This is a genomic window from Streptomyces sp. NPDC051064 (assembly GCF_044455985.1).
Classification (GTDB): Bacteria; Actinomycetota; Actinomycetes; order Streptomycetales; family Streptomycetaceae; genus Streptomyces.
In genome coordinates this window covers 351,525-371,223 of the sequence record NZ_JBITFK010000009.1, presented here as the reverse complement: position 1 = coordinate 371,223, position 19,699 = coordinate 351,525, and the positions used below count along the sequence as shown (strand labels likewise).

17 protein-coding genes are annotated in these 19,699 nt (G+C 71.2%); 13 read left to right on the top strand and 4 right to left on the bottom strand.

Annotated features, from left to right (window positions below):
- Positions 1–155: 155 nt before the first annotated feature.
- Genes ACIBCU_RS30460 through ACIBCU_RS30450 form a run of 3 tightly spaced genes read left to right on the top strand, consistent with a single transcriptional unit; the run spans position 156 to position 3,351 of the window.
- Positions 156–1,496 (top strand): extracellular solute-binding protein, encoded by a 1,341-nt coding sequence (locus tag ACIBCU_RS30460; protein WP_362929572.1) that lies wholly within the window; start codon positions 156–158, stop codon positions 1,494–1,496.
- Entirely contained in the window at positions 1,493–2,455 is a 963-nt protein-coding gene (locus tag ACIBCU_RS30455) for a sugar ABC transporter permease (protein WP_362929574.1), read from the top strand. The genes ACIBCU_RS30460 and ACIBCU_RS30455 overlap by 4 nt, the downstream gene beginning before the upstream one ends.
- Positions 2,452–3,351 (top strand): carbohydrate ABC transporter permease, encoded by a 900-nt coding sequence (locus tag ACIBCU_RS30450; protein WP_399235366.1) that lies wholly within the window; start codon positions 2,452–2,454, stop codon positions 3,349–3,351. The genes ACIBCU_RS30455 and ACIBCU_RS30450 overlap by 4 nt, the downstream gene beginning before the upstream one ends.
- A 54-nt stretch (positions 3,352–3,405) precedes the next feature.
- Here the strand turns inward: ACIBCU_RS30450 and ACIBCU_RS30445 are convergent, their stop codons facing one another.
- Positions 3,406–4,293, bottom strand: a complete 888-nt coding sequence (locus ACIBCU_RS30445; RefSeq protein WP_362929578.1) for a UbiA family prenyltransferase — start codon at positions 4,291–4,293, stop codon at positions 3,406–3,408.
- A gap of 119 nt (positions 4,294–4,412) precedes the next feature.
- Here ACIBCU_RS30445 and ACIBCU_RS30440 point away from each other — a divergent pair, with 119 nt between their 5' ends.
- From ACIBCU_RS30440 to ACIBCU_RS30425, 4 genes are all read left to right on the top strand, one after another.
- The gene (locus ACIBCU_RS30440; protein ID WP_399235364.1) at positions 4,413–5,471 is read left to right on the top strand and encodes a type III polyketide synthase; all 1,059 of its coding nucleotides are present in this window, start codon (positions 4,413–4,415) and stop codon (positions 5,469–5,471) included.
- A 13-nt stretch (positions 5,472–5,484) separates the two neighbouring features.
- Entirely contained in the window at positions 5,485–6,012 is a 528-nt protein-coding gene (locus ACIBCU_RS30435) for an isoprenylcysteine carboxyl methyltransferase family protein (protein ID WP_362929582.1), read from the top strand.
- Positions 6,009–7,022 carry an FAD-dependent monooxygenase gene (locus ACIBCU_RS30430; RefSeq protein WP_362929584.1) on the top strand — a complete coding sequence of 338 codons (1,014 nt, stop codon included), beginning with the start codon at positions 6,009–6,011 and terminating at the stop codon, positions 7,020–7,022. The genes ACIBCU_RS30435 and ACIBCU_RS30430 overlap by 4 nt, the downstream gene beginning before the upstream one ends.
- 142 nt (positions 7,023–7,164) lie before the next feature.
- Positions 7,165–9,864, top strand: a complete 2,700-nt coding sequence (locus tag ACIBCU_RS30425; RefSeq protein WP_362929586.1) for a SpoIIE family protein phosphatase — start codon at positions 7,165–7,167, stop codon at positions 9,862–9,864.
- Positions 9,865–9,879: 15 nt separating this feature from the next.
- Here ACIBCU_RS30425 and ACIBCU_RS30420 read toward each other — a convergent pair whose 3' ends face one another.
- From ACIBCU_RS30420 to ACIBCU_RS30410, 3 genes are all read right to left on the bottom strand, one after another.
- The gene (locus ACIBCU_RS30420) at positions 9,880–10,509 is read right to left on the bottom strand and encodes a class I SAM-dependent methyltransferase (protein ID WP_362929588.1); all 630 of its coding nucleotides are present in this window, start codon (positions 10,507–10,509) and stop codon (positions 9,880–9,882) included.
- A 25-nt stretch (positions 10,510–10,534) separates the two neighbouring features.
- Positions 10,535–11,320, bottom strand: coding sequence for an SAM-dependent methyltransferase (locus ACIBCU_RS30415; protein WP_399235361.1), 786 nt, complete (start codon positions 11,318–11,320; stop codon positions 10,535–10,537).
- A 146-nt stretch (positions 11,321–11,466) separates the two neighbouring features.
- A complete protein-coding gene (locus tag ACIBCU_RS30410; protein WP_399235358.1) occupies positions 11,467–13,173 on the bottom strand; it encodes a lysyl oxidase family protein in 1,707 nt (568 codons plus the stop codon).
- Positions 13,174–13,615: 442 nt separating this feature from the next.
- Here ACIBCU_RS30410 and ACIBCU_RS30405 point away from each other — a divergent pair, with 442 nt between their 5' ends.
- The 6 genes from ACIBCU_RS30405 to ACIBCU_RS30380 all read left to right on the top strand — a co-directional run bounded on the left by ACIBCU_RS30405 (position 13,616) and on the right by ACIBCU_RS30380 (position 19,695).
- Complete coding sequence (locus ACIBCU_RS30405) at positions 13,616–14,377, top strand: DeoR/GlpR family DNA-binding transcription regulator (protein WP_362929594.1); 762 nt, start codon at positions 13,616–13,618, stop codon at positions 14,375–14,377.
- A 222-nt stretch (positions 14,378–14,599) separates the two neighbouring features.
- Positions 14,600–15,958 carry a sugar ABC transporter substrate-binding protein gene (locus tag ACIBCU_RS30400; protein WP_362929596.1) on the top strand — a complete coding sequence of 453 codons (1,359 nt, stop codon included), beginning with the start codon at positions 14,600–14,602 and terminating at the stop codon, positions 15,956–15,958.
- Positions 15,955–16,920 (top strand): sugar ABC transporter permease, encoded by a 966-nt coding sequence (locus ACIBCU_RS30395; RefSeq protein ID WP_362929598.1) that lies wholly within the window; start codon positions 15,955–15,957, stop codon positions 16,918–16,920. The genes ACIBCU_RS30400 and ACIBCU_RS30395 overlap by 4 nt, the downstream gene beginning before the upstream one ends.
- Positions 16,917–17,795 (top strand): carbohydrate ABC transporter permease, encoded by an 879-nt coding sequence (locus tag ACIBCU_RS30390; RefSeq protein WP_362929600.1) that lies wholly within the window; start codon positions 16,917–16,919, stop codon positions 17,793–17,795. The genes ACIBCU_RS30395 and ACIBCU_RS30390 overlap by 4 nt, the downstream gene beginning before the upstream one ends.
- The gene (locus ACIBCU_RS30385) at positions 17,795–18,784 is read left to right on the top strand and encodes a zinc-dependent alcohol dehydrogenase family protein (RefSeq protein ID WP_362929602.1); all 990 of its coding nucleotides are present in this window, start codon (positions 17,795–17,797) and stop codon (positions 18,782–18,784) included. Before ACIBCU_RS30390 ends, ACIBCU_RS30385 begins: the two co-directional genes overlap by 1 nt.
- Positions 18,781–19,695 carry a PfkB family carbohydrate kinase gene (locus tag ACIBCU_RS30380; RefSeq protein ID WP_399235354.1) on the top strand — a complete coding sequence of 305 codons (915 nt, stop codon included), beginning with the start codon at positions 18,781–18,783 and terminating at the stop codon, positions 19,693–19,695. Before ACIBCU_RS30385 ends, ACIBCU_RS30380 begins: the two co-directional genes overlap by 4 nt.
- Positions 19,696–19,699 lie beyond the last annotated feature (4 nt).

Sequence of the window (19,699 nt, the reverse complement as noted above, 5' to 3'; positions counted from 1 at the left end):
TCGAACATCGTTCGCGATTTCAGCGCGAGTCATTGACGCGACGTTTCCCCGGGCCTACGGTCCCGTCCGAAGTGGCGGTCACACGTCGAAATATCGAACGTACCGCCTCCCTTCACGCGTCCCCGCACCTCAGAGACGAGCCGAGACGAGCCGCCATGCAACCACCCCTCCTCAGCCGGCGCCGAGCCCTCGCGGGCGGTGCCGGTGCCCTGGCCGCCGCCGGAGCCCTGGGCTCCCTGTCCGGATGCGCCGCACCGGCGACCGCCGCGGGTCCGGGACAGACCCTGCTGCGGTACTGGCACCTGTTCGGCGGCGGCGACGGCGTCAACATGCAGGGGATGCTGGACGACTTCCGGTCCGGGCACCCGGAGATCGCCCTGGAGTCCTCGACCCTGCAGTGGGGCGCCCCGTACTACACCAAGCTCGGCATGGCCGGCGCAGGGGGACGGGCCCCGGAACTCGCCGCCCTGCACCTCGCCCGGCTCGCGGGCTTCGCCCCCGGCAGGCTCCTCGACCCGTTCGACCTCGACCTCCTGGCCGAACGCGGCATACGGGAGGAGGACTTCCCGCCGGACATCTGGCGCCGGGGCCAGGTGGGCGGCGAGCAGTACGCGGTACCGCTCGACACCCACCCCTTCGTCCTCTACTACCAGACCGAGGTCTGCGAGAAGGCCGGACTCATGTCGGGCGGCCGGCTCAAGCCGATCAGCGGCGCGGAGGATTTCGCCGACGCACTGCGCGCCGCGAAGAAGGCGACCGGGCAGCCGGGGCTCGTGACCGAGACGCTCGGGCCCGACTGCATCACCCCCTGGCGTCTCTTCTCCAGCTTCTACGCCCAGACCGGCGGCAAGGTGCTCTCCGCGGACGGGAAGCGCCTCGCGCTCGACGACGCCAAGGCGCTGCGGGTACTGGAGTACCTGGCCCGGCTCATCGAGGAGGGGCTGATGGTGCGCCGCGTCGACTACGTGGGATCCATCGGCGTCTTCAACGGCGGGAAGACCGCCTTCCACCTCAACGGTGAATGGGAGATCAGCACCTTCAAGACCACCGGGCTCCCGTTCTCCATGACCCGCATACCCGCGCTCTTCGGCACCGCGGCCACGCAGGCCGACTGCCACGCCTTCGTCCTGCCGCACCAGGCGGACCGCGGGGGAGCCCCGAACGAGGCGGCCCATACCCTCGTCGCCTGGATGCTGAAGCACTCCGTGGCCTGGGCCGAGGGCGGGCACGTGCCCGCCTATCTGCCGGTGCTCGACGATCCGGCCTACCTCGCCCTGAAGCCGCAGTCCGAGTACCGCACCGTGATCGACGACGTGGCGCTGGACGAGCCCGCGTGGTTCACCGGCTCCGCCTCCCGGCTGTGGATCGAGCTCGGAGCCGTGTTCTCCGGGGTCCTCACCGGCTCCAGGAGCCCGCGCAACGCCCTGACCGAGGCCAAGGCCCGGCTGCGGACACTCCTCGACACCCGTAACCCCCTCCCGGGAGCCGCGTCATGACCTCCACCACCGCGGCGGCGCCGGCACCTGTGGCGAAGCCCGCCGAGGGTGCGGCCGGGCGTCCGGCCCGTGCCGTGCACAGGAAGTGGACCGAACACGGCCTGGTGTTCATCGCGCCCTTCCTCCTCGTGTACGCCATGTTCCTGCTCTGGCCGCTGATATCAGGCCTGGGCATGAGCCTGACCAGCGAGAACATCACAGGCGCCGAAGGGGAGTTCGTCGGCCTCGACAACTACGCCGAGGCCGTGCGCGACCCCGAGGTGTGGTCCTCGCTGTGGAACACCGTCTGGTTCACGGTCCTGTCCACCGTCCCGCTCGTCGTCGTCGGTCTCGTCCTGGCGCTGCTCGCCCATCAGCTGCGCGTCGTGCAGTGGCTGTGGCGGCTCAGCTGGTTCGCACCGTTCCTGCTGCCGTCCGGGGTCGTCTGCCTGCTGTTCTTCTACATGATCCTGCCGTCCGACTTCGGCCTCGCCGACCAGATGCTCGCCGCCGTCGGGCTGAAGCCGGAGATCGGCTGGCTGACCGACGAGCGGTACGCCATGCTCAGTATCGTGGCCACCACCGTCTGGTGGACCGTCGGCTTCAATTTCCTGCTGTATCTCGCCGCCCTGCAGGCCATTCCGGCGCATCTGTACGAGGCCGCCGAACTGGACGGGGCGGGCGCGGGGAAGCAGCTCTGGCACATCACCCTGCCGATGCTCCGCCGCACCACCGGACTGGTAGTGGTTCTCCAGGTGCTGGCCTCGCTGAAGATCTTCGACCAGGTCTACCTCATGACCGGCGGCGGTCCCGACGACTCCACCCGGCCGATCCTCCAGTACGTCTACCAGCAGGGCTTCACGGGCTACCGCATCGGCTACGCCTCCGCCGTCTCGTACATCTTCTTCGCCCTGATCCTGACCGTCTCCCTGGTGCAGCCGCTGCTGTCCCGGCGCCGAGCTGAGGAGGCCGCGAAGTGAGCGGTTCCACCACCGTCACCACCCGCCCCACCCCACGGCGGGAGCGGTCCGCCGATGCCGGGGGCCGCCGCCCGCGCTGGACGCCCGGCAGGATCGTCCTCCTCGTCATCGCCCTGTTTCTCACCGCGGCCTGGCTCCTGCCGCTCGCCTGGGCCGTCGCCACCTCCCTGAAGCCGGAGGGCGACACGACGAAGACACCGCTGTCCTGGATCGGCTCGCGCGTCACCTTCGACGCGTACACCAAGGTCTGGGAGTCCGGCGACCTGATGGTCTGGCTCATGAACTCGGCGTACATCTCCGTGATGACCACGCTGCTGACCGTCGTGACCTGCGCGATGGCCGCCTACGGATTCACCCGCACCGACTTCCGCGGCCGACGGCTGATCTACGGTCTGGTGCTCGCCGGCATCATGGTGCCCCCGCAGGTGCTCATCGCGCCCCTGTTCCGGGAGATGGTCCAGCTCGGCCTCGTCGACACCTACTGGGGCGTGATCCTGCCCCAGGTCGCCGTACCCGCCATGGTGTTCATCCTGGTGAAGTTCTTCGAGGGCGTGCCCCGGGAACTGGAGGAGGCCGCCTTCTGCGACGGCGCCGGCCGGTGGAGGGTGTTCTGGACGATCGTCATCCCGCTGTCCCGGCCCGTGCTGGCGGCCGTGGCGATCTTCACCTTCATCTCCACCTGGAACAACTTCCTCTGGCCGTTCCTCGTGACCACCGATCCGGGCGGCATGACCCTGCCCGTGGGCCTCGTCAACGTCCAGTCGACCTTCGGTGTGCGATACGCGCAGATCATGGCCTCGCTCGTGATCGCGGGGATGCCGCTCCTGATCGTCTTCGCCTTCTTCCAGCGGCAGATCGTGCGCGGGATCGCGCACACCGGTCTCGCCGGCCAGTAACGGTCGCGCCACAGCTGACGGCCCGTACGGACGGCACCACGTCCGTCCGGGCCGTCAGGCGATCTCCGTGCCCCGCGCGAGCAGCAGCGCCACATCCGCCGCGGCCACCAGCACCGTCCCCGCGAGCGCGGCCTTGCGCCACGCCCTGACCGGCCGTGGACCTGCGTACGCCGTCGTCGCCGCCACGGTGCAGAGAGCCACACCGGAGAGAACGGCGACACCCCGTCCGCTCGGCGTCCCCGCGGGGCCCAGGACCAGCACCGCGGTGGCCGCCACCAACGGAAGGGGCAGCAGGAACCGGGTGCGGGCCGGGCCCAGCCGCTGGGGCAGACCGCGGATGCCCGCCCGCAGGTCCTCCTCGATGTCCGGCAGCACGTCGCCCAGATGGGCCGCGACACCGAGCAGCGCACCCGCCGTCACCGCCCACCAAGCGGGCCAGGGGCTCCCCGGAAGGCTCAGGGTGACCAGACACGGAAGGGCGCCGAAGCCGATCGCGTACGGAAGCCAGGACACCACCGTCCCCTTGAGCCTCAGGTTGTACGCCCACGCCGCGACGACCCCGGTCAGATGCGCCGCACCCGCCGCTCCACCGCACGCGAGCGAGAGCAGCGCGCACAGGAGCAGCGCGGTGAACGCCGCGCCCCACACGGCACTCCGGCTCACGGCGCCCCGGGCCACCGGCTTACCCGGCCGCGCGGCCTCGGCGTCGCGCAGGGCGTCGATCGCGTCGTTGCACCACCCCACGGAGAGCTGCCCGGTCAGCACGGCGGCGAAGACCAGCACCCTACGGCCGCTCCCCGGACCCGAGCTGACGGCCAGCGCGGAGACGAGCACGGTCACCGCCACCACCGGGCCCGGATGGCAGGACAGCGCGAGCCCCGCCCACGGGCCGTACGGGCGGAGGGCGGGCGCGTGCGCCGAGGGCCGGTCCGTGGTGTCCACGGGGCGATCGTAAGGACACCGAGGCGTAGGAACACGGCAGCCGCGCGTGGCATGTGCTCCGATTTGCCCCGTTCTGTAGGCAGGATGTGGGGCATGACCTTTCCCAAGCGGTGGCCAGGGTGACCCGGATCGCGGCCGTGCACGGAGTCCTGCCACCGCACCGCCACACCCAGGGCGACGTCACCGACATGGTGGCGCGCACCTGTCTGCCCACCGGCACCGACCGCCGCGTGCTGGACCGGATCCACGCCAACGCGGGCGTGCGCGCCCGGAACACGGTGCTGCCCCTGGAGCGCTACGGCGAACTGGACGGCTTCGGGGCCGCGAACGACGTGTTCATCGGAGCGGCGGTCGACCTCGGAGCCGAAGCCGTCCGAGGCGCGCTGCGCAAGGCCGGACTGCGCCCCGCCGATGTGGACCTGCTGCTGTTCACCTCGGTCACGGGGATCGCCGCCCCCTCCGTCGACGCACGGCTCGTCGGGCGTCTCGGTCTTCGCCCCGACGTGAAGCGGCTCCCGGTCTTCGGGCTGGGCTGCGTCGCCGGAGCCGCCGGGGTGGCGCGGTTGCACGACTACCTGCACGGCCGGCCCGGCCAGGTGGCGGTGCTGCTCTCGGTCGAGCTCTGCTCCCTGACCTTCCAGCGGGACGACGCGAGTCCCGCCAACCTGGTGGCCACCGCGCTGTTCGGCGACGGCGCCGCGGCGGCGGTCCTCGTCGGCGACGGCCACCGGACGCCGGTGGACGGCCCGGAGGTGGTGGACACCCGCAGCCGCCTGTACCCGGACACCGGGCACGTCATGGGCTGGGACATCCGCGGCTCCGGCTTCAGGGTGGTCCTCGACCCGGCCGTCCCCGACGTCGTACGCCGATATCTGGCCGAGGACGTCAGCGGCTTCCTGCAGGAGCACGGGCTGAAACCGAAGGACGTCGCCCGCTGGGTCTGCCATCCCGGCGGCCCCAAGGTCCTGGATGCCGTCACCGACGTCCTGTCCCTGCCCGAGGGCGCCCTGGACGTCACCTGGCGTTCACTGGCAGAGGTCGGCAACCTGTCGTCGTCCTCGGTCCTGCACGTCCTGCGGGACACGATGGAGCAGCGGAGACCCGAGCCCGGAACGCCCGGTCTGCTGATGGCCATGGGCCCCGGCTTCTGCTGCGAACTGGTGCTGCTGCGCTGGTAGTCCGGAGGAACACATGATCTGGTACACGGCCCTCGTGCTGGCCGTCGCGGCCGAACGACTGGCCGAGCTCGCGGTGGCGCTGCGCAACGCCCGCTGGAGCCTGGCCCGGGGCGGCACCGAAGCGGGGCGTGGACACTACCCGGTGATGGTGGCCCTGCACACCGGGCTGCTCGCCGCGTGTCTCGCCGAGACATGGCTGGCCGGCCGCCCGTTCGTGCCCTGGTCCGGCTGGGCCATGGTCGCGGTGGTGGCCGCCGCGCAGGGACTGCGCTGGTGGTGCGTCCGCACGCTGGGACGCCGCTGGAACACCCGGGTGATCGTCGTCCCCGGTCTGCCCCTGGTGACCGGCGGGCCCTACCGGTGGCTGCGCCATCCGAACTACGTGGCGGTGGCCGCCGAGGGAGCCGCCCTGCCGCTGGTCCACGGCGCCTGGGTGACCGCCGTCCTGTTCACCGTGGGCAACGCGGCGCTCATGACCGTACGCATCCGGTGCGAGGACGGCGCGCTGGCCCGTCTCGTCGGAGCGGACGCACGCGCGTGATCGACATCCTGGTGGCGGGCGGCGGACCGGCAGGCCTCGCGGCGGCGATCCGGGCCGCCGCGGCAGGCCTGGAGGCCGTGGTGGTCGAACCCCGGCCCATGCCCGTGGACAAGGCCTGCGGTGAGGGAATCATGCCCAGCGGAGTGGCGGCGCTGCGCGCCCTGGGGGTCACTCCGGCCGGCAGCGAACTCCGGGGGATCCGGTACGTCGAGGGTCCCCGACAGGCCGAGGCGGCCTTCCGGGGCAGCCCCGGGCTCGGCGTCCGGCGCACAGAGCTCCACGCCGCCCTGCACCGGCGCGCCCAGGATCTCGGGGTACGCGTGGTCGCCGGCCGGGCGGCGGAGGTACGCCAGGGGCCCGACAGCGTCACGGCGGCGGGGCTGACCGCCCGCTGGCTGATCGTCGCCGACGGCCTGCACTCACCGCTGCGCCGTGCGCTCGGCCTGGAACGCCCCTGCTCGGCACCCCGCAGATACGGGCTGCGCCGGCACTACCGGACCGCCCCCTGGACGGACCTCGTGGAAGTCCACTGGTCGCGGTCGGGCGAGGCCTATGTGACACCGGTGGGGGAGGGACTCGTGGGCGTCGCCGTGCTCAGCCGCCACCAGGGTTCCCACGAGCAGCACCTCTCCGCCTTCCCCGCCCTGGCCCGCAGGCTCCGCGGACTGGAGGCGGGCCCCGTACGTGGCGCCGGCCCGCTGCGCCGGAGCGCGAGCGCACCGAGGGCCGGCCGGGTCCTGCTGGCCGGTGACGCGGCGGGCTACGTCGACGCGCTCACCGGCGAGGGCATCGCCCTGGCCGCGGCGACCGCCTCGGCGGCCGTCGACTGCCTCGCCGCGGGCCGGCCCGAGGCGTACCCCGCGCAGTGGGCGCGGCTGACGCGACGGCACCGCCTGCTCACCGGTGCGCTGCTGGGTGCCGCGGGACACCCCTGGACCGCCGGGCTGATCGTGCCCGCCGCCCACCGGATGCCCCGGCTGTTCGCCGCCGCGGTGCGCGCCCTGCAGTAGCCGCTGTCCCTGACGGGCCTCCGGCCGCCCCCTGCCACTCTGTCCGGGTGCCGCCCCGCCCTGGTTCCACGGTCACCTCCCTCGCCGCCCCGCGCGTACGGCGGGGCGGCGAGGAAGCGGGAAGCCGTGTAGAAAGGGGGACATGGCCGGACGCTACGGCCGCCCGCGTTCGTTTCTCCGGATGAGAAGCCTCGCTGGTCAGGTCTTTCTCCTGCAGGTGGCGATCGTGGTGCTGATCGTCGCTGCATCCGTGGCCGCGCTCGTGCTGCAGTCGCGGGCCGACAGCGAACGGGAAGCCCGTAATCGCTCGGTCGCCGTGGCCGAGACCTTCGCGAACGCCCCCGGCATGGAGGCCGCTCTGCGGACCCCCGATCCCACCGCCGTACTCCAGCCCAAGGCAGAGGCGGCGCGCAAGGGCTCGGGGGTCGACTTCATCGTCGTCATGAACCTCGATTCCGTCCGCTACACGCATCCGCTGCCCGACAGGATCGGCAAGAAGTTCGTCGGCACCGTGGGACCCGCCCTGGAGGGCCGTGTCGTCACCGAGAAGGTCCACGGAACCATCGGACCGCTCATCCAGGCCGTCGTGCCGGTGAAGGGTGCCAAAGGCCAGGTCCTGGGCCTGGTGTCCGCGGGCATCACCATCAAGAGCGTCAGCGGGGCCGCCGAGGACCAGTTCCCCCTCCTGTTCGGCTCGGCCGCGGGAATTCTGCTGCTCACCATGGGAGGCACCGCACTCGTCACCAGACGCCTGAAACGCCAGACCCATGGGCTCGGCCCGACCGAGATGACCCAGATGTACGAGCACCACGACGCCGTTCTGCACGCCGTGCGGGAGGGCGTGCTCATCGTCGGCGGCGGCGGGCGGCTTCTGCTGGCCAACGACGAGGCGCGAAGGCTCCTGCACCTGCCCCCGGACATCCAGGGCACCCCCGTGGCGGAGCTCGGGCTCGACCCGGTCACCACCGGACTGCTGACTTCGGGGCGCAGCGCGACCGACGAGGTGCACTCCGTGGGCGACCGCATCCTGGCCATCAGCCAGCGGGCCACGGACAGGCACGGCGGGCCGCCCGGGAGCGTGACGACCCTGCGTGACACCACGGAGCTGCAGGCGCTCACGGGCAGAGCCGCCGTGGCGCGCGGCAGGCTGAAGCTCCTCTACGACGCGGGCACGGAGATCGGCACCGCCCTGGATGTCGTACGGACGTGCGAGGAGCTGACGGAGTTCGCCACGGCGCGGTTCGCCGACTACGCCACCGTCGATCTGGCCGAGGGCGTGCTGCGCGGCGAGGAACCCACGACCGCCCGGGCCACCACCGACGGCCTGCGCCGATCGGCCTTCAGCGGCCCCCGCGACGACACGGGGCTCCACCCGCTGGGCTCGGTGGTCCGTTTCCTCGAGACCACGGACCTCGGGGCCGGCCTGCTCAGGGGTGAAGCCGTCCTCGACACCGATCTGGCGCGGCGTGCCGGCTGGCAGGAGCAGAACCCGGAACGCGCCGAGCGCATCGTGGAGAGCGGATTCCACTCGATGATGGCCGTCCCGATGCGGGCAAGGGGCGTGCTTCTCGGCGCGGCCCTGTTCTGGCGATCCCAGACCCCCGAGCCGTTCGAGGACGAGGACCTGTCCGTCGCGGAGGAGCTCGTCGCCCGCGCCGCGGTGAGCATAGACAACGCGCGCCGCTACTCCCGTGAGCACAACGTGGCGGTCACCCTGCAGCGCAGCCTGCTGCCGCAAGGGCTCCCCGACCAGAGCGCCATCGACGCCGCCTACCGGTACCTCCCCGCGCAGGCGGGGCTCGGCGGGCTCGGCGGTGTCGGCGGCGACTGGTTCGACATCATCCCGCTGCCCGGCGCCCGGGTCGCCCTCGTGGTGGGGGACGTGGTCGGGCACGGGCTGCACGCAGCCGCCACCATGGGCCGTCTGCGCACGGCGGTCCACAACTTCTCCACCCTGGACCTGCCTCCGGACGAGCTGCTGTGGCACCTGGACGAGCTCGTCGCCCGCATCGACCAGGACGAGTCGGCCGAGGGCTCGGAGGGAGGCGGCGTCACCGGGGCCACCTGCCTCTACGCGATCTACGACCCTGCGTCCGGACGCTGCACCATGGCCCGCGCCGGCCACCTCCAGCCGGTGATCGTCAGCCCCGAGGGCGAGGCAGTGTTCGCCGACGTCCCCGGCGGCCCGCCGCTGGGGCTCGGCGGCATGCCCTTCGAGACCCTCGACCTGGAGCTTCCGGAGAACAGCCGTCTGGTGCTCTACACGGACGGGCTCGTCGAGGACCGGCACCGCGACATCGACGAAGGGCTGGGAATGCTGCGCGAGACCCTGGCCGGACACCCCGACCGGACACCGGAGGAGACCTGTCAGGCCGTCCTCCGCGTCCTGGTGCCCGCCAAGGCCCGCGACGACATCGCGCTGCTCGTCGGACGCACCCGCCGTCTCGCCCCCGAGAACGTGGCCGAGTGGGACGTGCCCTCCGCTCCCTCCGCGGTCGCGCGCGTGCGCTCCGAGGTGTCCCGCAAGCTGAACGAGTGGGATCTGGTTGAGGAGGCCTTCACGACCGAGCTGATCCTCAGCGAACTGGTCACCAACTCCATCCGCTACGCCAACGGCCCGATCGGCGTTCGGCTGATCCGCGACAAGACGCTGATCTGCGAGGTGTCCGACCGCAGCAGCACCTCGCCCCATCTGCGCCAGGCGGCCAGCATGGACGAGGGGGGAAGGGGCCTGTTCCTCGTCGCCCAGCTGGCCGAACGCTGGGGCACCCGCTACACCGACGACGGCAAGGTCATCTGGACGGAACAGCTGCTGCAGCCGGAGATCAACGGCCCCGGGTGACGGAACACCGGCGGGTCACCGACGGCAGTCCAGGAACAGATGGGGCTCGGGCACCGCCCCAGGACGGTCCGGAGTGAAGACCGTTCCGGTCTCGTGCACGACGGTCAGCCCGGCATCGGTCGCGAGCGTCCTGAGCGCGTCGGGCCCGAAGCTGGTCACCCGCACCTCCTGGCCCATGAAGACGGTGCTCACGCCCTCCACATCCAGCGGCACGGTCGCCAGAACCAGATGACCGCCCGGCCTGAGCGCTTCCGCCAGACGGTGCACGAGCGCACGCTGCTCGTCGCGCGACATCTGCAGGAGCGAGAAGTAGACGCAGACGGCGTCGAAGCTCTCCTTCTCCAGGGGGACCTCCCGGATGTCCGCCCGGCGGAACGACGCCCCGGGAACCCGGCGGGACGCCAGGTCCACCATGACGGGCGAGACATCGACACCCAGCACCTCGTGCCCGGCGACCGCCAGGGTGTGGGCGGTCGGCCGGCCCGTCCCGCTGCCGACGTCCAGAATCCTGCTGTGCGGCGCCAGCCGCTCCAGCAGCCGGTTCAGCGAGTCGTGGTGCGCGGCCGAGCCGGCGAAGGCCGTCTCGTAGTCGGCTCCGATGGCGTCGAACGCCTCGGCTGCCGCGTGCTGGGGGTCCTCGGTCATGGATACGTCCCCTTCCGGACCGTGACTACGGGATACGCGCGACCGCGACGTAGACGCCGCTGAACTCCTGCTCGGGGGCCGACGTGCCGCGGAACCACTCGGGAGCCGTCACCAGACCCGGCTCGACGATGTCCAGGCCCTCGAAGAAGCCGGCGAACTCGGCGCGGGTGCGCAGAGCGAGCCGGATACCCCCCTTGCCGTACTCGGCCGCACCCTGTTCGCCGCGCTCGGGATTCACGTCCGAGGCTCCCTGCGACAGCACCACGTAACTGCCCGGCGCCAGGGCGGAAGCCAGTGTGCGCACGATGGCCCGCGGGTCCTGGTCGTCCGGGAGGAAGTGGAGAAGACCCAGGAGCGAGAGGGCGATGGGCCGGTCGAGGTCCAGGACCTCGCGGGCCGCCTCGATGATCGTGGCCGGTTCGAGCACGTCCGCGTGAACGTAGTCCGTGGCCCCTTCCGGACTGCCGATCAGGAGTGCCTCCGCGTGGCGCAGGACGAGCGGGTCGTTGTCGCAGTAGACGACCCGCGACCGCGGATCGATCTCCTGGGCGATCTGGTGCAGATTCGGCGCGGTCGGGATCCCCGTGCCGATGTCGAGGAACTGGCTGATCCCCTCGCCGGCCAGCCAGGCCGTCGCGCGGTTCATGAAGGCACGGTTCTGGAACGCGCCGGCCTTCGCCTCGGCCGGCAGGTGCCGTGCCACCGCCTGGTCCACCGGGTAGTTGTCCTTGCCACCGAGCAGCGAGTCGTACACGCGAGCCGAGTGAGGCCTGCTGGTGTCGATCGGGGGCCGGGGTGTCCCAGTCGTCATGACGCGCTCCGTCGCAGATGAGGTGAACCGCTCCGCCTGCGAAGTCTGCCACAGCAACTCACGGGTGGGAGGCTGCGGTTGACCTCCCACGGGCGACGGCTGCGGCCCCCGGGAACATGTCCCGGGGGCCGCGCACAGGCCGGGTCTCAGGGTGCGTCGACCAGGTGGTGCTTGGGCACGGTCACCGTGCGGGCACCGGGCTTGCCGCCCAGGACCACCTTCCGCAGGGCGCTGTTGTTGCCGAGGTCGGTCTCCTTGAGCCGTTTCTCCGGGTTCGCCAGCACCTGGATGTAGTACGTGCCGTTCGCCAGGCCGGTGATGTCGAAGGACTGGCCCGGAAGGTCCTGGGTGTACGTGTCACCGGAACCCACGTCGAGCACCTCCCGTACGGAGATGGAGTTCTCCTGGCCGCACGCCGTGGACAGATCGGTGTTGTCCGGGTGCCAGTTGGCGTTCTTCACCGTGTAGTCGACCGCGTCGGTGTTGGCCAGGCAGAAGGCCTCCTTGCCGCTGCGGACGGTCTCCTTCTGGTCCGCCTTCAGCAACCGGTAGCTCGCGAAGTCGGTGAAGTGCCAGTGCTCATGACCCGGACGGGGGTCCCATTCCATGGTGCCGGTCGGGGTGTAGCCGACCTGCTTGCCCGAGGCGTCGTAGAAGTACTGGTAGGCGTCCATCAGCTCGTTGCCCGGCTTGCGGAAGCCGTCCACGACCAGCTGTGCGGGGCCCGCGTTCCACACGTTGGCGCTGAAGGCCAGATAGTCCTTGCCCGGCGCGTCAGCGTCGCCCTGTCCGATGGTGATCCCGTAGGCGGGCAGGGAGCGCAGGTCGGGTTTGGGGACGTCCGGAACGGCCGCCCTGCCCGTCGGACGCTGCGCGTTCGGCTGTGCCGCGGGCGCCTGACGGGAGCCGTCCGTCCGCCCCGGCCCGTCACCCTGCGCCGACCGGAGACCTTCGCGCTTGGCGGCCCATGGCACGGCGGCGGGCGCCGGCGGGAGGGGGCCGTGGCCCACGTTGTACGAGGGGCCCGCACCGGTGGTCGCGGTCACCGGGGCGGGAGTGCGTGCTGCGGTGTGGCCGGCGTGGCCCGAGTGCCCGGCCCCATGGGCGGCGTGCTCCGACGCGGAACGCGCGCCCGCGGGGCTCTCCTCCTCCCAGCTGCGCTCGCGCACGGTCACCTTGACGGTCTGCGGTTTGTCAGCGATCTTGAACAGATCGCGGTAGCGCTGGGTGACGGCCACCTCCGCGGTGTACGTCCCGGCCGGCAGGGCGACCGGCGCCGCGTAGTAGCCCGCGTAGGTGTTGGACGCCCAGCCCTTCTCGACGCCCCACACCGATCCGAGCGTGAAGGGATTCGTCGGGCAGCTCTCGGGATACTTCGACGTGGACGGGGCGTCGGGCAGGATCCGGCCCGACGCGTTGTTCGGGCAGAACGACTCCGTACGGTTCACCACGGCCTTGCCCGCGGCGTTCCGGACCGTGATCCGGACGAAGTCCGGAAGCCCCGAGAAGTCCTTCACCAGGCCCTTGGGCAGGGCCTTGGTCCGGGTCTTGTTCCCCTCGTGGATGACCTGGGTGGCGACGACCGGGTCCTTGTAGCTCTTACGGGTCACCCGCAGCTCCAGCGGGGCTCCGGAAGCGGTGAGATACGTCCCGAGGTCCAGGTAGACGCCCGGGTCCTCCTTCCACGAGTCGAGCGTCACCGACTTCGAGGCGGCGACCAGACCGAGCTGGGGGGCGGACGTCGCCCGCTTGCTGTCGGGGGCCGCGGCGACGACGCCGGCGGTCACGGTGATCGCCGCGGCTGCGGCGACAGCCGGACGCCACAGGCGGTTGCGGGGGGTTCTGCTGCTCATCGTTCTCCGATGTCCGGGTGCCCCGTCGGGGCGGTGGAGTCGCTTTGCCCATGAGAGAGGGCGAACACGGCCGGAGGTTGTCCGCGTACTCCCGAGGCCCGGAATGTTGGCCGAAATCGCGCCTTGAGGTGTGCAACCAGACATTTCTCAGCTGTTCTCGCCGCGACCACGGGAGGGCTGTGCTAGTGGCCCCCACGCCTGTGTGACCGCTGACGGGCACGAAACGGGCGCCATCACGGGCGAAGCGGGCGTTGTACGGGCACCCCGTTACCGCCGGAGCGCGCACTACCAGCGTGGGGGCCCGTGGGGAAACGGGCATGAACGGGCAGAGGCCGTGGCGCGAAGAAGCTGGTCGTACAGCCGTTTCTGCTTGTACAAACAGTGCGTGGGCCCGAACGGACGCCGGGCCCACGGCTGATTCGCACTAGCGCAGGGATGTGTCGTGGGCACCGAGGAACGCCGCCGGGGAATTCTCGAGACGGCCCGACGGGACGGTTCGGTCGACGTGAACCGGCTGGCCGAACGGTTCGAGGTGGCCAAGGAGACCATCAGGCGCGATCTGCACACCTTGGAGGAGCACGGGCTCGTTCGGCGTACGCACGGTGGCGCGTACCCGGTCGAGAGCGCCGGGTTCGAAACCACCCTGGCGATGCGCACCACGCACCACGTACCGCAGAAGTCACGGATCGCGACGGCCGCCGCCGAGCTGCTCGGTGACGCCGAGACCGTCTTCGTCGACGAGGGCTTCACCCCGCAGCTCATCGCTGAAGCGTTTCCCCGCGACCGGCCGCTGACGGTGGTCACGGCGTCCCTGGCCGTCGCCACGGTCCTGGCGGACTCGGAGAAGACCGCCGTGCTCCTCCTCGGCGGGCGGGTGCGCGGCAGCACCATGGCGACCGTCGACCACTGGGCGACCCGTATGCTCGCCGACTTCGTCATCGACCTGGCGTACGTCGGTGCGAACGGCATCTCCCGCCAGTACGGGCTGACGACCCCGGACCCGGCGGTCGGCGAGGTCAAGGCGCAGGCCATGCGCAGCGCCCGCCGCCGTGTCTTCGCCGGCGTCCACTCGAAGTTCGGAGCGGTGAGCTTCTGCCGCTTCGCCGGTGTCGGCGACTTCGAGGCCGTCGTCACCGACACCGGTCTGCCCTCGGCGGAGGCCCAGCGCTACTCCCTGCTCGGCCCGAACGTCATCCGCGTCTGACACGACGGCGGGACCGCCCCGCCGCCCCCGACCCCTTCGTCCCCGTACCCCGTTCATCGTCCCCCGCTCCCACCCCCGTCCTCGCGTCGTCGTCGCCTTCGTCTTCGTCTTCGTCGAGGAGAGCCGGAGGGCAGCCCCGCCATGCCCGGAACCGTCAGGAAAGAAAAGAGCCGGATGGCACGGCACCGATCCGCGAGCCGCTACGACCGATCAGGAGAATCTATGCCCCACCAGCAACGACGCCGTGGGACCCGCGTGCGTGCGGTCGCGGGCACGGCAGTCATGGCCTTCCTCGCCGCCGGGTGCGCCGGAGCAGGCGGCACCGCGTTCGGAGGGGGTGACGCACTGAACGTACTGATGGTGAACAACCCCCAGATGCTGGAGCTGCAGAAGCTCACCGCCGAGCACTTCACCGAGGAGACCGGTATCAAGGTCCACTTCACGGTGCTCCCGGAGAACGACGTCCGCGACAAGATCAGTCAGGACTTCTCCAACCAGGCGGGCCAGTACGACGTCGGCACCATCAGCAACTTCGAAGTGCCGTTCTTCGCGAAGAACGAGTGGCTGCACCCCCTCGACACCTACGCCGCCGAGGACACCGCCTTCGACCAGGACGACATCCTCGAACCCCTGAGGGAGTCACTCACCGCCGAGGGCAAGCTCTACGCCGAACCCTTCTACGGCGAGTCGTCCTTCCTCATGTACCGCAAGGACGTCTTCGACGCGAAGGGGCTGACGATGCCCGCGCACCCCACCTGGACCGAGGTGGCGGAACTCGCGGCGCGGGCGGACGGCGCCGAGTCCGGCATGAAGGGCATCTGCCTGCGCGGACTGCCCGGCTGGGGCGAGCTCATCGCCCCGCTGACCACCGTCGTCAACACCATGGGCGGAACCTGGTTCACCGAGGACTGGAAACCCCAGCTCACCTCACCCGAGTTCAAGAAGGCCACCGAGTTCTACGTGGACCTCGTGCGCAAGCACGGCGAGCGCGGCGCCTCCCAGTCCGGATACGCCGAGTGCCTCAACAACATGACGCAGGGCAAGACCGCCATGTGGTACGACGCCACTGCGGGCGCCGGTTCGCTGGAGGCGGCGGGATCCCCGGTCAAGGGGAAGATCGGCTACGTGCCCGCGCCGGTCGAGGAGACCAAGAGCTCCGGGTGGCTCTACACCTGGGCCTGGGGCATCCAGAAGGCGTCCAAGAAGGCGGACGACGCGTGGAAGTTCGTCTCCTGGGCCTCCAGCAAGGAGTACGAGTCGCTCGTCGGTGAGAGCAGCGGCTGGTCCAACGCCCCGGCCGGCAAACGCGCCTCCACCTACGAGAACCCCGAATACCGCAAGGCGGCAGGCGCCTTCGCGGACGTCACCGAGCAGGCCATCTCCGGGGCCGACCCGAAGAACCCGGGCACCCAGCCGCGCCCCGTGCCGGGGATCCAGTTCGTCGGCATCCCCGAGTTCACCGATCTCGGCACCAGGGTCGCGCAGGAGATCAGCGCGGCCATCGCCGGCCGCCAGTCCGTCGACAAGGCGCTGGCCGCTTCCCAGAAGCTGGCCGAACAGGTTGCCAAGGAGTACCGATGACCACAGCAGTCGGCACCACACCCCAGTCACCACCCCGGCCACCCGCGGCCCCGGCCCGCAGGAGGAGCGGCGCCCGGGCCTGGGCCACCAGGGCTCCGCTGCTCCCCGCGCTGGTCTTCCTGATCGTCGTCACCCAACTGCCGTTCGTGGCGACCCTGGTGATCTCGCTCTTCGACTGGAACTCCCTCAGCCCCGACAAACGCGCCTTCAACGGGCTCGACAACTACGCGTCCGTCTTCACCGACGCCGCGCTCCGCGACTCGGTCCTCACCACGATCCTGCTGACCGTGGGCGTCGTCCTCGCCACCGTCGTCATCGGACTGGCCCTCGCCCTGCTCCTGGACCGTACGTTCTTCGGCCGGGGCATGGTCCGTACCCTGCTCATCACGCCGTTCCTGATCGTGCCCGTCTCCGCCGCGCTCCTGTGGAAGCACGCGCTGTACAACCCGGAGTACGGCCTCCTCAACGGCGCGCTCAGCTGGGTGGGAGACCTCTTCGGCGACACCAGCCCGAGCCAGCCGGACTGGATCGCGGACATGCCGCTCCTCGCCGTCATCGCGGCGCTGGTCTGGCAGTGGACGCCGTTCATGATGCTGATCCTGCTCGCCGGCCTCCAGAGCCGGCCCGCGGAGGTCGTCGAGGCCGCGCGCCTGGACGGTGCGAGCGCCTGGCAGACCTTCCGCTATCTGACGCTGCCGCACCTGCGCAGGTACCTCGAACTCGGTGTCCTGCTCGGGGCCGTCTACATCGTGCAGAACTTCGACGCGGTGTTCACGATCACCGCGGGCGGACTCGACACCGCCAACCTTCCCTACACGATCTACCAGACCTTCTACCAGGCCCACGAATACGGACTGGCGTCCGCCGCGGGAGTCGTGGTGGTGATCGGCACGATCATCATCGCCACCTTCGCGCTCCGGACCGTCTCGTCCCTCTTCAGTGAGGAGGCGAACCGCGCATGACCACCGCCACCGTCCCCGCGCCCACCCCGTCCGCGCGACGCGTCCTGCGACGGGCCCGACGGCGCTCCGCCGCACTCGGCCTGCTGGCCTGGGCGGCCGGACTCGCCTTCTGCCTGCCCGCGCTCTGGATGCTGCTGACCTCGCTGCACGCGGAGTCCGACGCCGCCACCAACCCGCCCTCCCTCTTCGCGCCGCTCACCCTCGACGGCTACCGCGCCTTCTTCGGCGCCGACACCGGTGTGACCCCGTGGCCGCCCCTGCTCAACTCCCTGGGCGCCTCCTTCTTCTCCACGGTCCTGGTGCTCCTGCTGGCGCTCCCGGCGGCGTACGCCCTCTCCATCCGGCGGGTGCGCAAGTGGACGGACGTGATGTTCTTCTTCCTGTCCACGAAGATGCTGCCCGTCGTCGCCGGGCTCCTCCCCGTCTACCTGTTCGCCAAGAACGCCGGGATGCTGGACAACATCTGGCTCCTCGTCCTGCTCTACACCTCGATGAACCTGCCGATCGCGGTCTGGATGATGCAGTCCTTCCTCGCGGACGTGCCGGTGTCGGTCATCGAGGCCGCCCAGGTCGACGGCGCGAGGCTGCCGACCGTCCTGGCCCGGGTCGTCGCACCGATGGCCGCCCCCGGGATCGCGGCCACCGCGCTGATCTGCTTCATCTTCAGCTGGAACGAACTGCTCTTCGCACGGGTGCTCACCGGCGTCGTCGCCCAGACGGCACCCGTCTTCCTCACCGGATTCGTCACCAGCCAGGGCCTCTTCCTGGCCCAGCTGTGCGCCGCGTCCGTCGTCGTGTCCCTGCCGGTGCTCGCCGCCGGCTACGCCGCCCAGGACAAACTCGTCCAGGGCCTGTCTCTCGGAGCAGTGAAATAATGCGGGCAGCCATCGTCGAAGCACCCGGGAAGATCTCCGTCACCACCGTCCCCGACCCCACGCCCGGCCCCCGCGAGGTCGTCGTGTCCGTCGCCTCCTGCGGGCTGTGCGGCACCGATCTGCACATCCTGCAGGGCGAGTTCGCGCCCTCCCTGCCGCTCGTCCCCGGCCACGAGTTCGCCGGGGAGATCGTGGGCGTCGGACGTGACGTCACGGAGCTCGCCATCGGCGACCGCGTCGCCGTCGACCCCTCGCTGCACTGCCACGAGTGCCGCTACTGCCGCAGCGGACGCGGCAACCTCTGCGAACGCTGGGCCGCCATCGGCGTCACCGTCTCCGGCGGCGCCGCCGAGTACGCGGTGGCCCCCGTCGCCAACTGCGTCCGGCTGCCCGAGCACGTCGACGTGAAGGACGCGGCCCTCATCGAACCGCTGTCCTGCGCCGTCCGGGGCTACGACGTACTGAGCAGCACCCTCGGAGCCGACGTGCTGATCTACGGCTCCGGGACCATGGGCCTGATGATGCTGGAGCTCGCCAAGCGCACCGGCGCGGCGGGCGTGGACATCCTGGACGTCAACCCGGAGCGCCTCGCCACGGCAGGCCTCCTCGGCTGCTCCCGGTCGGCGGCCGGGGCCGACGAACTGGAGCGGCCCGGCGGCTGGGACGTCGTCATCGACGCCACGGGCAACGCGGCCGCCATCCAGGACGGCCTGGGACGGGTCGCCAAGGGCGGCACCTTCCTCCAGTTCGGGGTCGCCGACTACGCGACGACGGCCGTCATCGAGCCGTACCGCATCTACAACCAGGAGATCACCATCACCGGCTCGATGGCCGTCCTGCACAGCTACGAACGCGCCGCCGCGCTCTTCGCCACCGGGGTCCTCGACCCTGCCGTCTTCATCAGCGACCGGCTGCCGCTCGACCGGTACCCGCAGGCCGTCGACCGCTTCAAGGCGGGCATCGGCCGCAAGATCGTGGTCGAGCCGTGACGGGCGGGCCCGGCGCCGTCCTCGTACTCGGAGAGGCCCTCGTCGACCTCGTGCCCGTGGCCGGGGACGGCGGCCTGCGGGCCGCCCAGTTCGGCGGGGCCCCGGCCAACGTCGCCGTCGGGCTGGCCACGCTCGGCTCCCCGGTGTCGTTCGCCGGGGGGCTGGGCGGCGACGGCTTCGCCCGCATGATCGAGGAGCGGCTGCGGGCGGCCGGGGTGGACCTCACCCTCTGTGAACGCTCCGGCCTGCCGACGGCACTGGCCGTCGCCGAGCCGGGGGCCGGGGAAACGGGCTACCACTTCCACCTCCAGGACACGGCCACGTTCCGGCTGCCTGACCTGTCCACGCGGGCCGCCGGATTCGGGGCCGTGTACGCGGGCGGGCTCGCGGCCGTCGTCGGGCCCGCGGCATCGGCCGTGCGGGACACCGCCGCCGCGGCCGCCGAGCACTCCCTGCTCGTCGTGGACCCCAACGTCCGCCGGGACCGCACCCTGGGTGCGGACCACGGCTCGGCGGCGCTGCGCGAACTGTGCGGACTGGCCCACGTCGTGAAGGTCAGCGACGCGGACCTGGAGACGCTGTGGCCCGGAGCCGATCCGGAGGAGACCTGCCGGGAACTGGCGGCAGGAGGGCGGCTGGTGGTCCTCACCCGGGGCGCCCGGGGCAGCACGGCGTACACGGCGACCGCACCGCCCGTCTCCGTCGCGGCCACCCCGGTCGAGGTGGTCAACACGATCGGCGCGGGGGACGCGTTCACCGCGGGCCTGCTGAGCCGCATGGGGGCCCTGGGCTCCTTCACGGCGACGCCGTACCCGGAGGAGGTGAGGGACATGCTGTCGTTCGCCTCCGAGACGGCCGCCTCGGTGTGCGCACGGGCGGGCACGGAGCCCTGGGCCCCCGCCGGTATCTGACGGG

Bases quoted from the DNA above. Each gene is read 5' to 3' on its own strand.
- ACIBCU_RS30455 (WP_362929574.1), top strand. From the start codon at position 1,493: ATGACCTCCACCACCGCGGCGGCGCCGGCACCTGTGGCGAAGCCCGCC.
- ACIBCU_RS30415 (WP_399235361.1), bottom strand. From the start codon at position 11,320: ATGACGACTGGGACACCCCGGCCCCCGATCGACACCAGCAGGCCTCAC.
- ACIBCU_RS30410 (WP_399235358.1), bottom strand. From the start codon at position 13,173: ATGAGCAGCAGAACCCCCCGCAACCGCCTGTGGCGTCCGGCTGTCGCC.
- ACIBCU_RS30420 (WP_362929588.1), bottom strand. From the start codon at position 10,509: ATGACCGAGGACCCCCAGCACGCGGCAGCCGAGGCGTTCGACGCCATC.
- ACIBCU_RS30400 (WP_362929596.1), top strand. From the start codon at position 14,600: ATGCCCCACCAGCAACGACGCCGTGGGACCCGCGTGCGTGCGGTCGCG.
- ACIBCU_RS30385 (WP_362929602.1), top strand. From the start codon at position 17,795: ATGCGGGCAGCCATCGTCGAAGCACCCGGGAAGATCTCCGTCACCACC.
- ACIBCU_RS30390 (WP_362929600.1), top strand. From the start codon at position 16,917: ATGACCACCGCCACCGTCCCCGCGCCCACCCCGTCCGCGCGACGCGTC.
- ACIBCU_RS30395 (WP_362929598.1), top strand. From the start codon at position 15,955: ATGACCACAGCAGTCGGCACCACACCCCAGTCACCACCCCGGCCACCC.
- ACIBCU_RS30425 (WP_362929586.1), top strand. From the start codon at position 7,165: ATGGCCGGACGCTACGGCCGCCCGCGTTCGTTTCTCCGGATGAGAAGC.
- ACIBCU_RS30460 (WP_362929572.1), top strand. From the start codon at position 156: ATGCAACCACCCCTCCTCAGCCGGCGCCGAGCCCTCGCGGGCGGTGCC.
- ACIBCU_RS30435 (WP_362929582.1), top strand. From the start codon at position 5,485: ATGATCTGGTACACGGCCCTCGTGCTGGCCGTCGCGGCCGAACGACTG.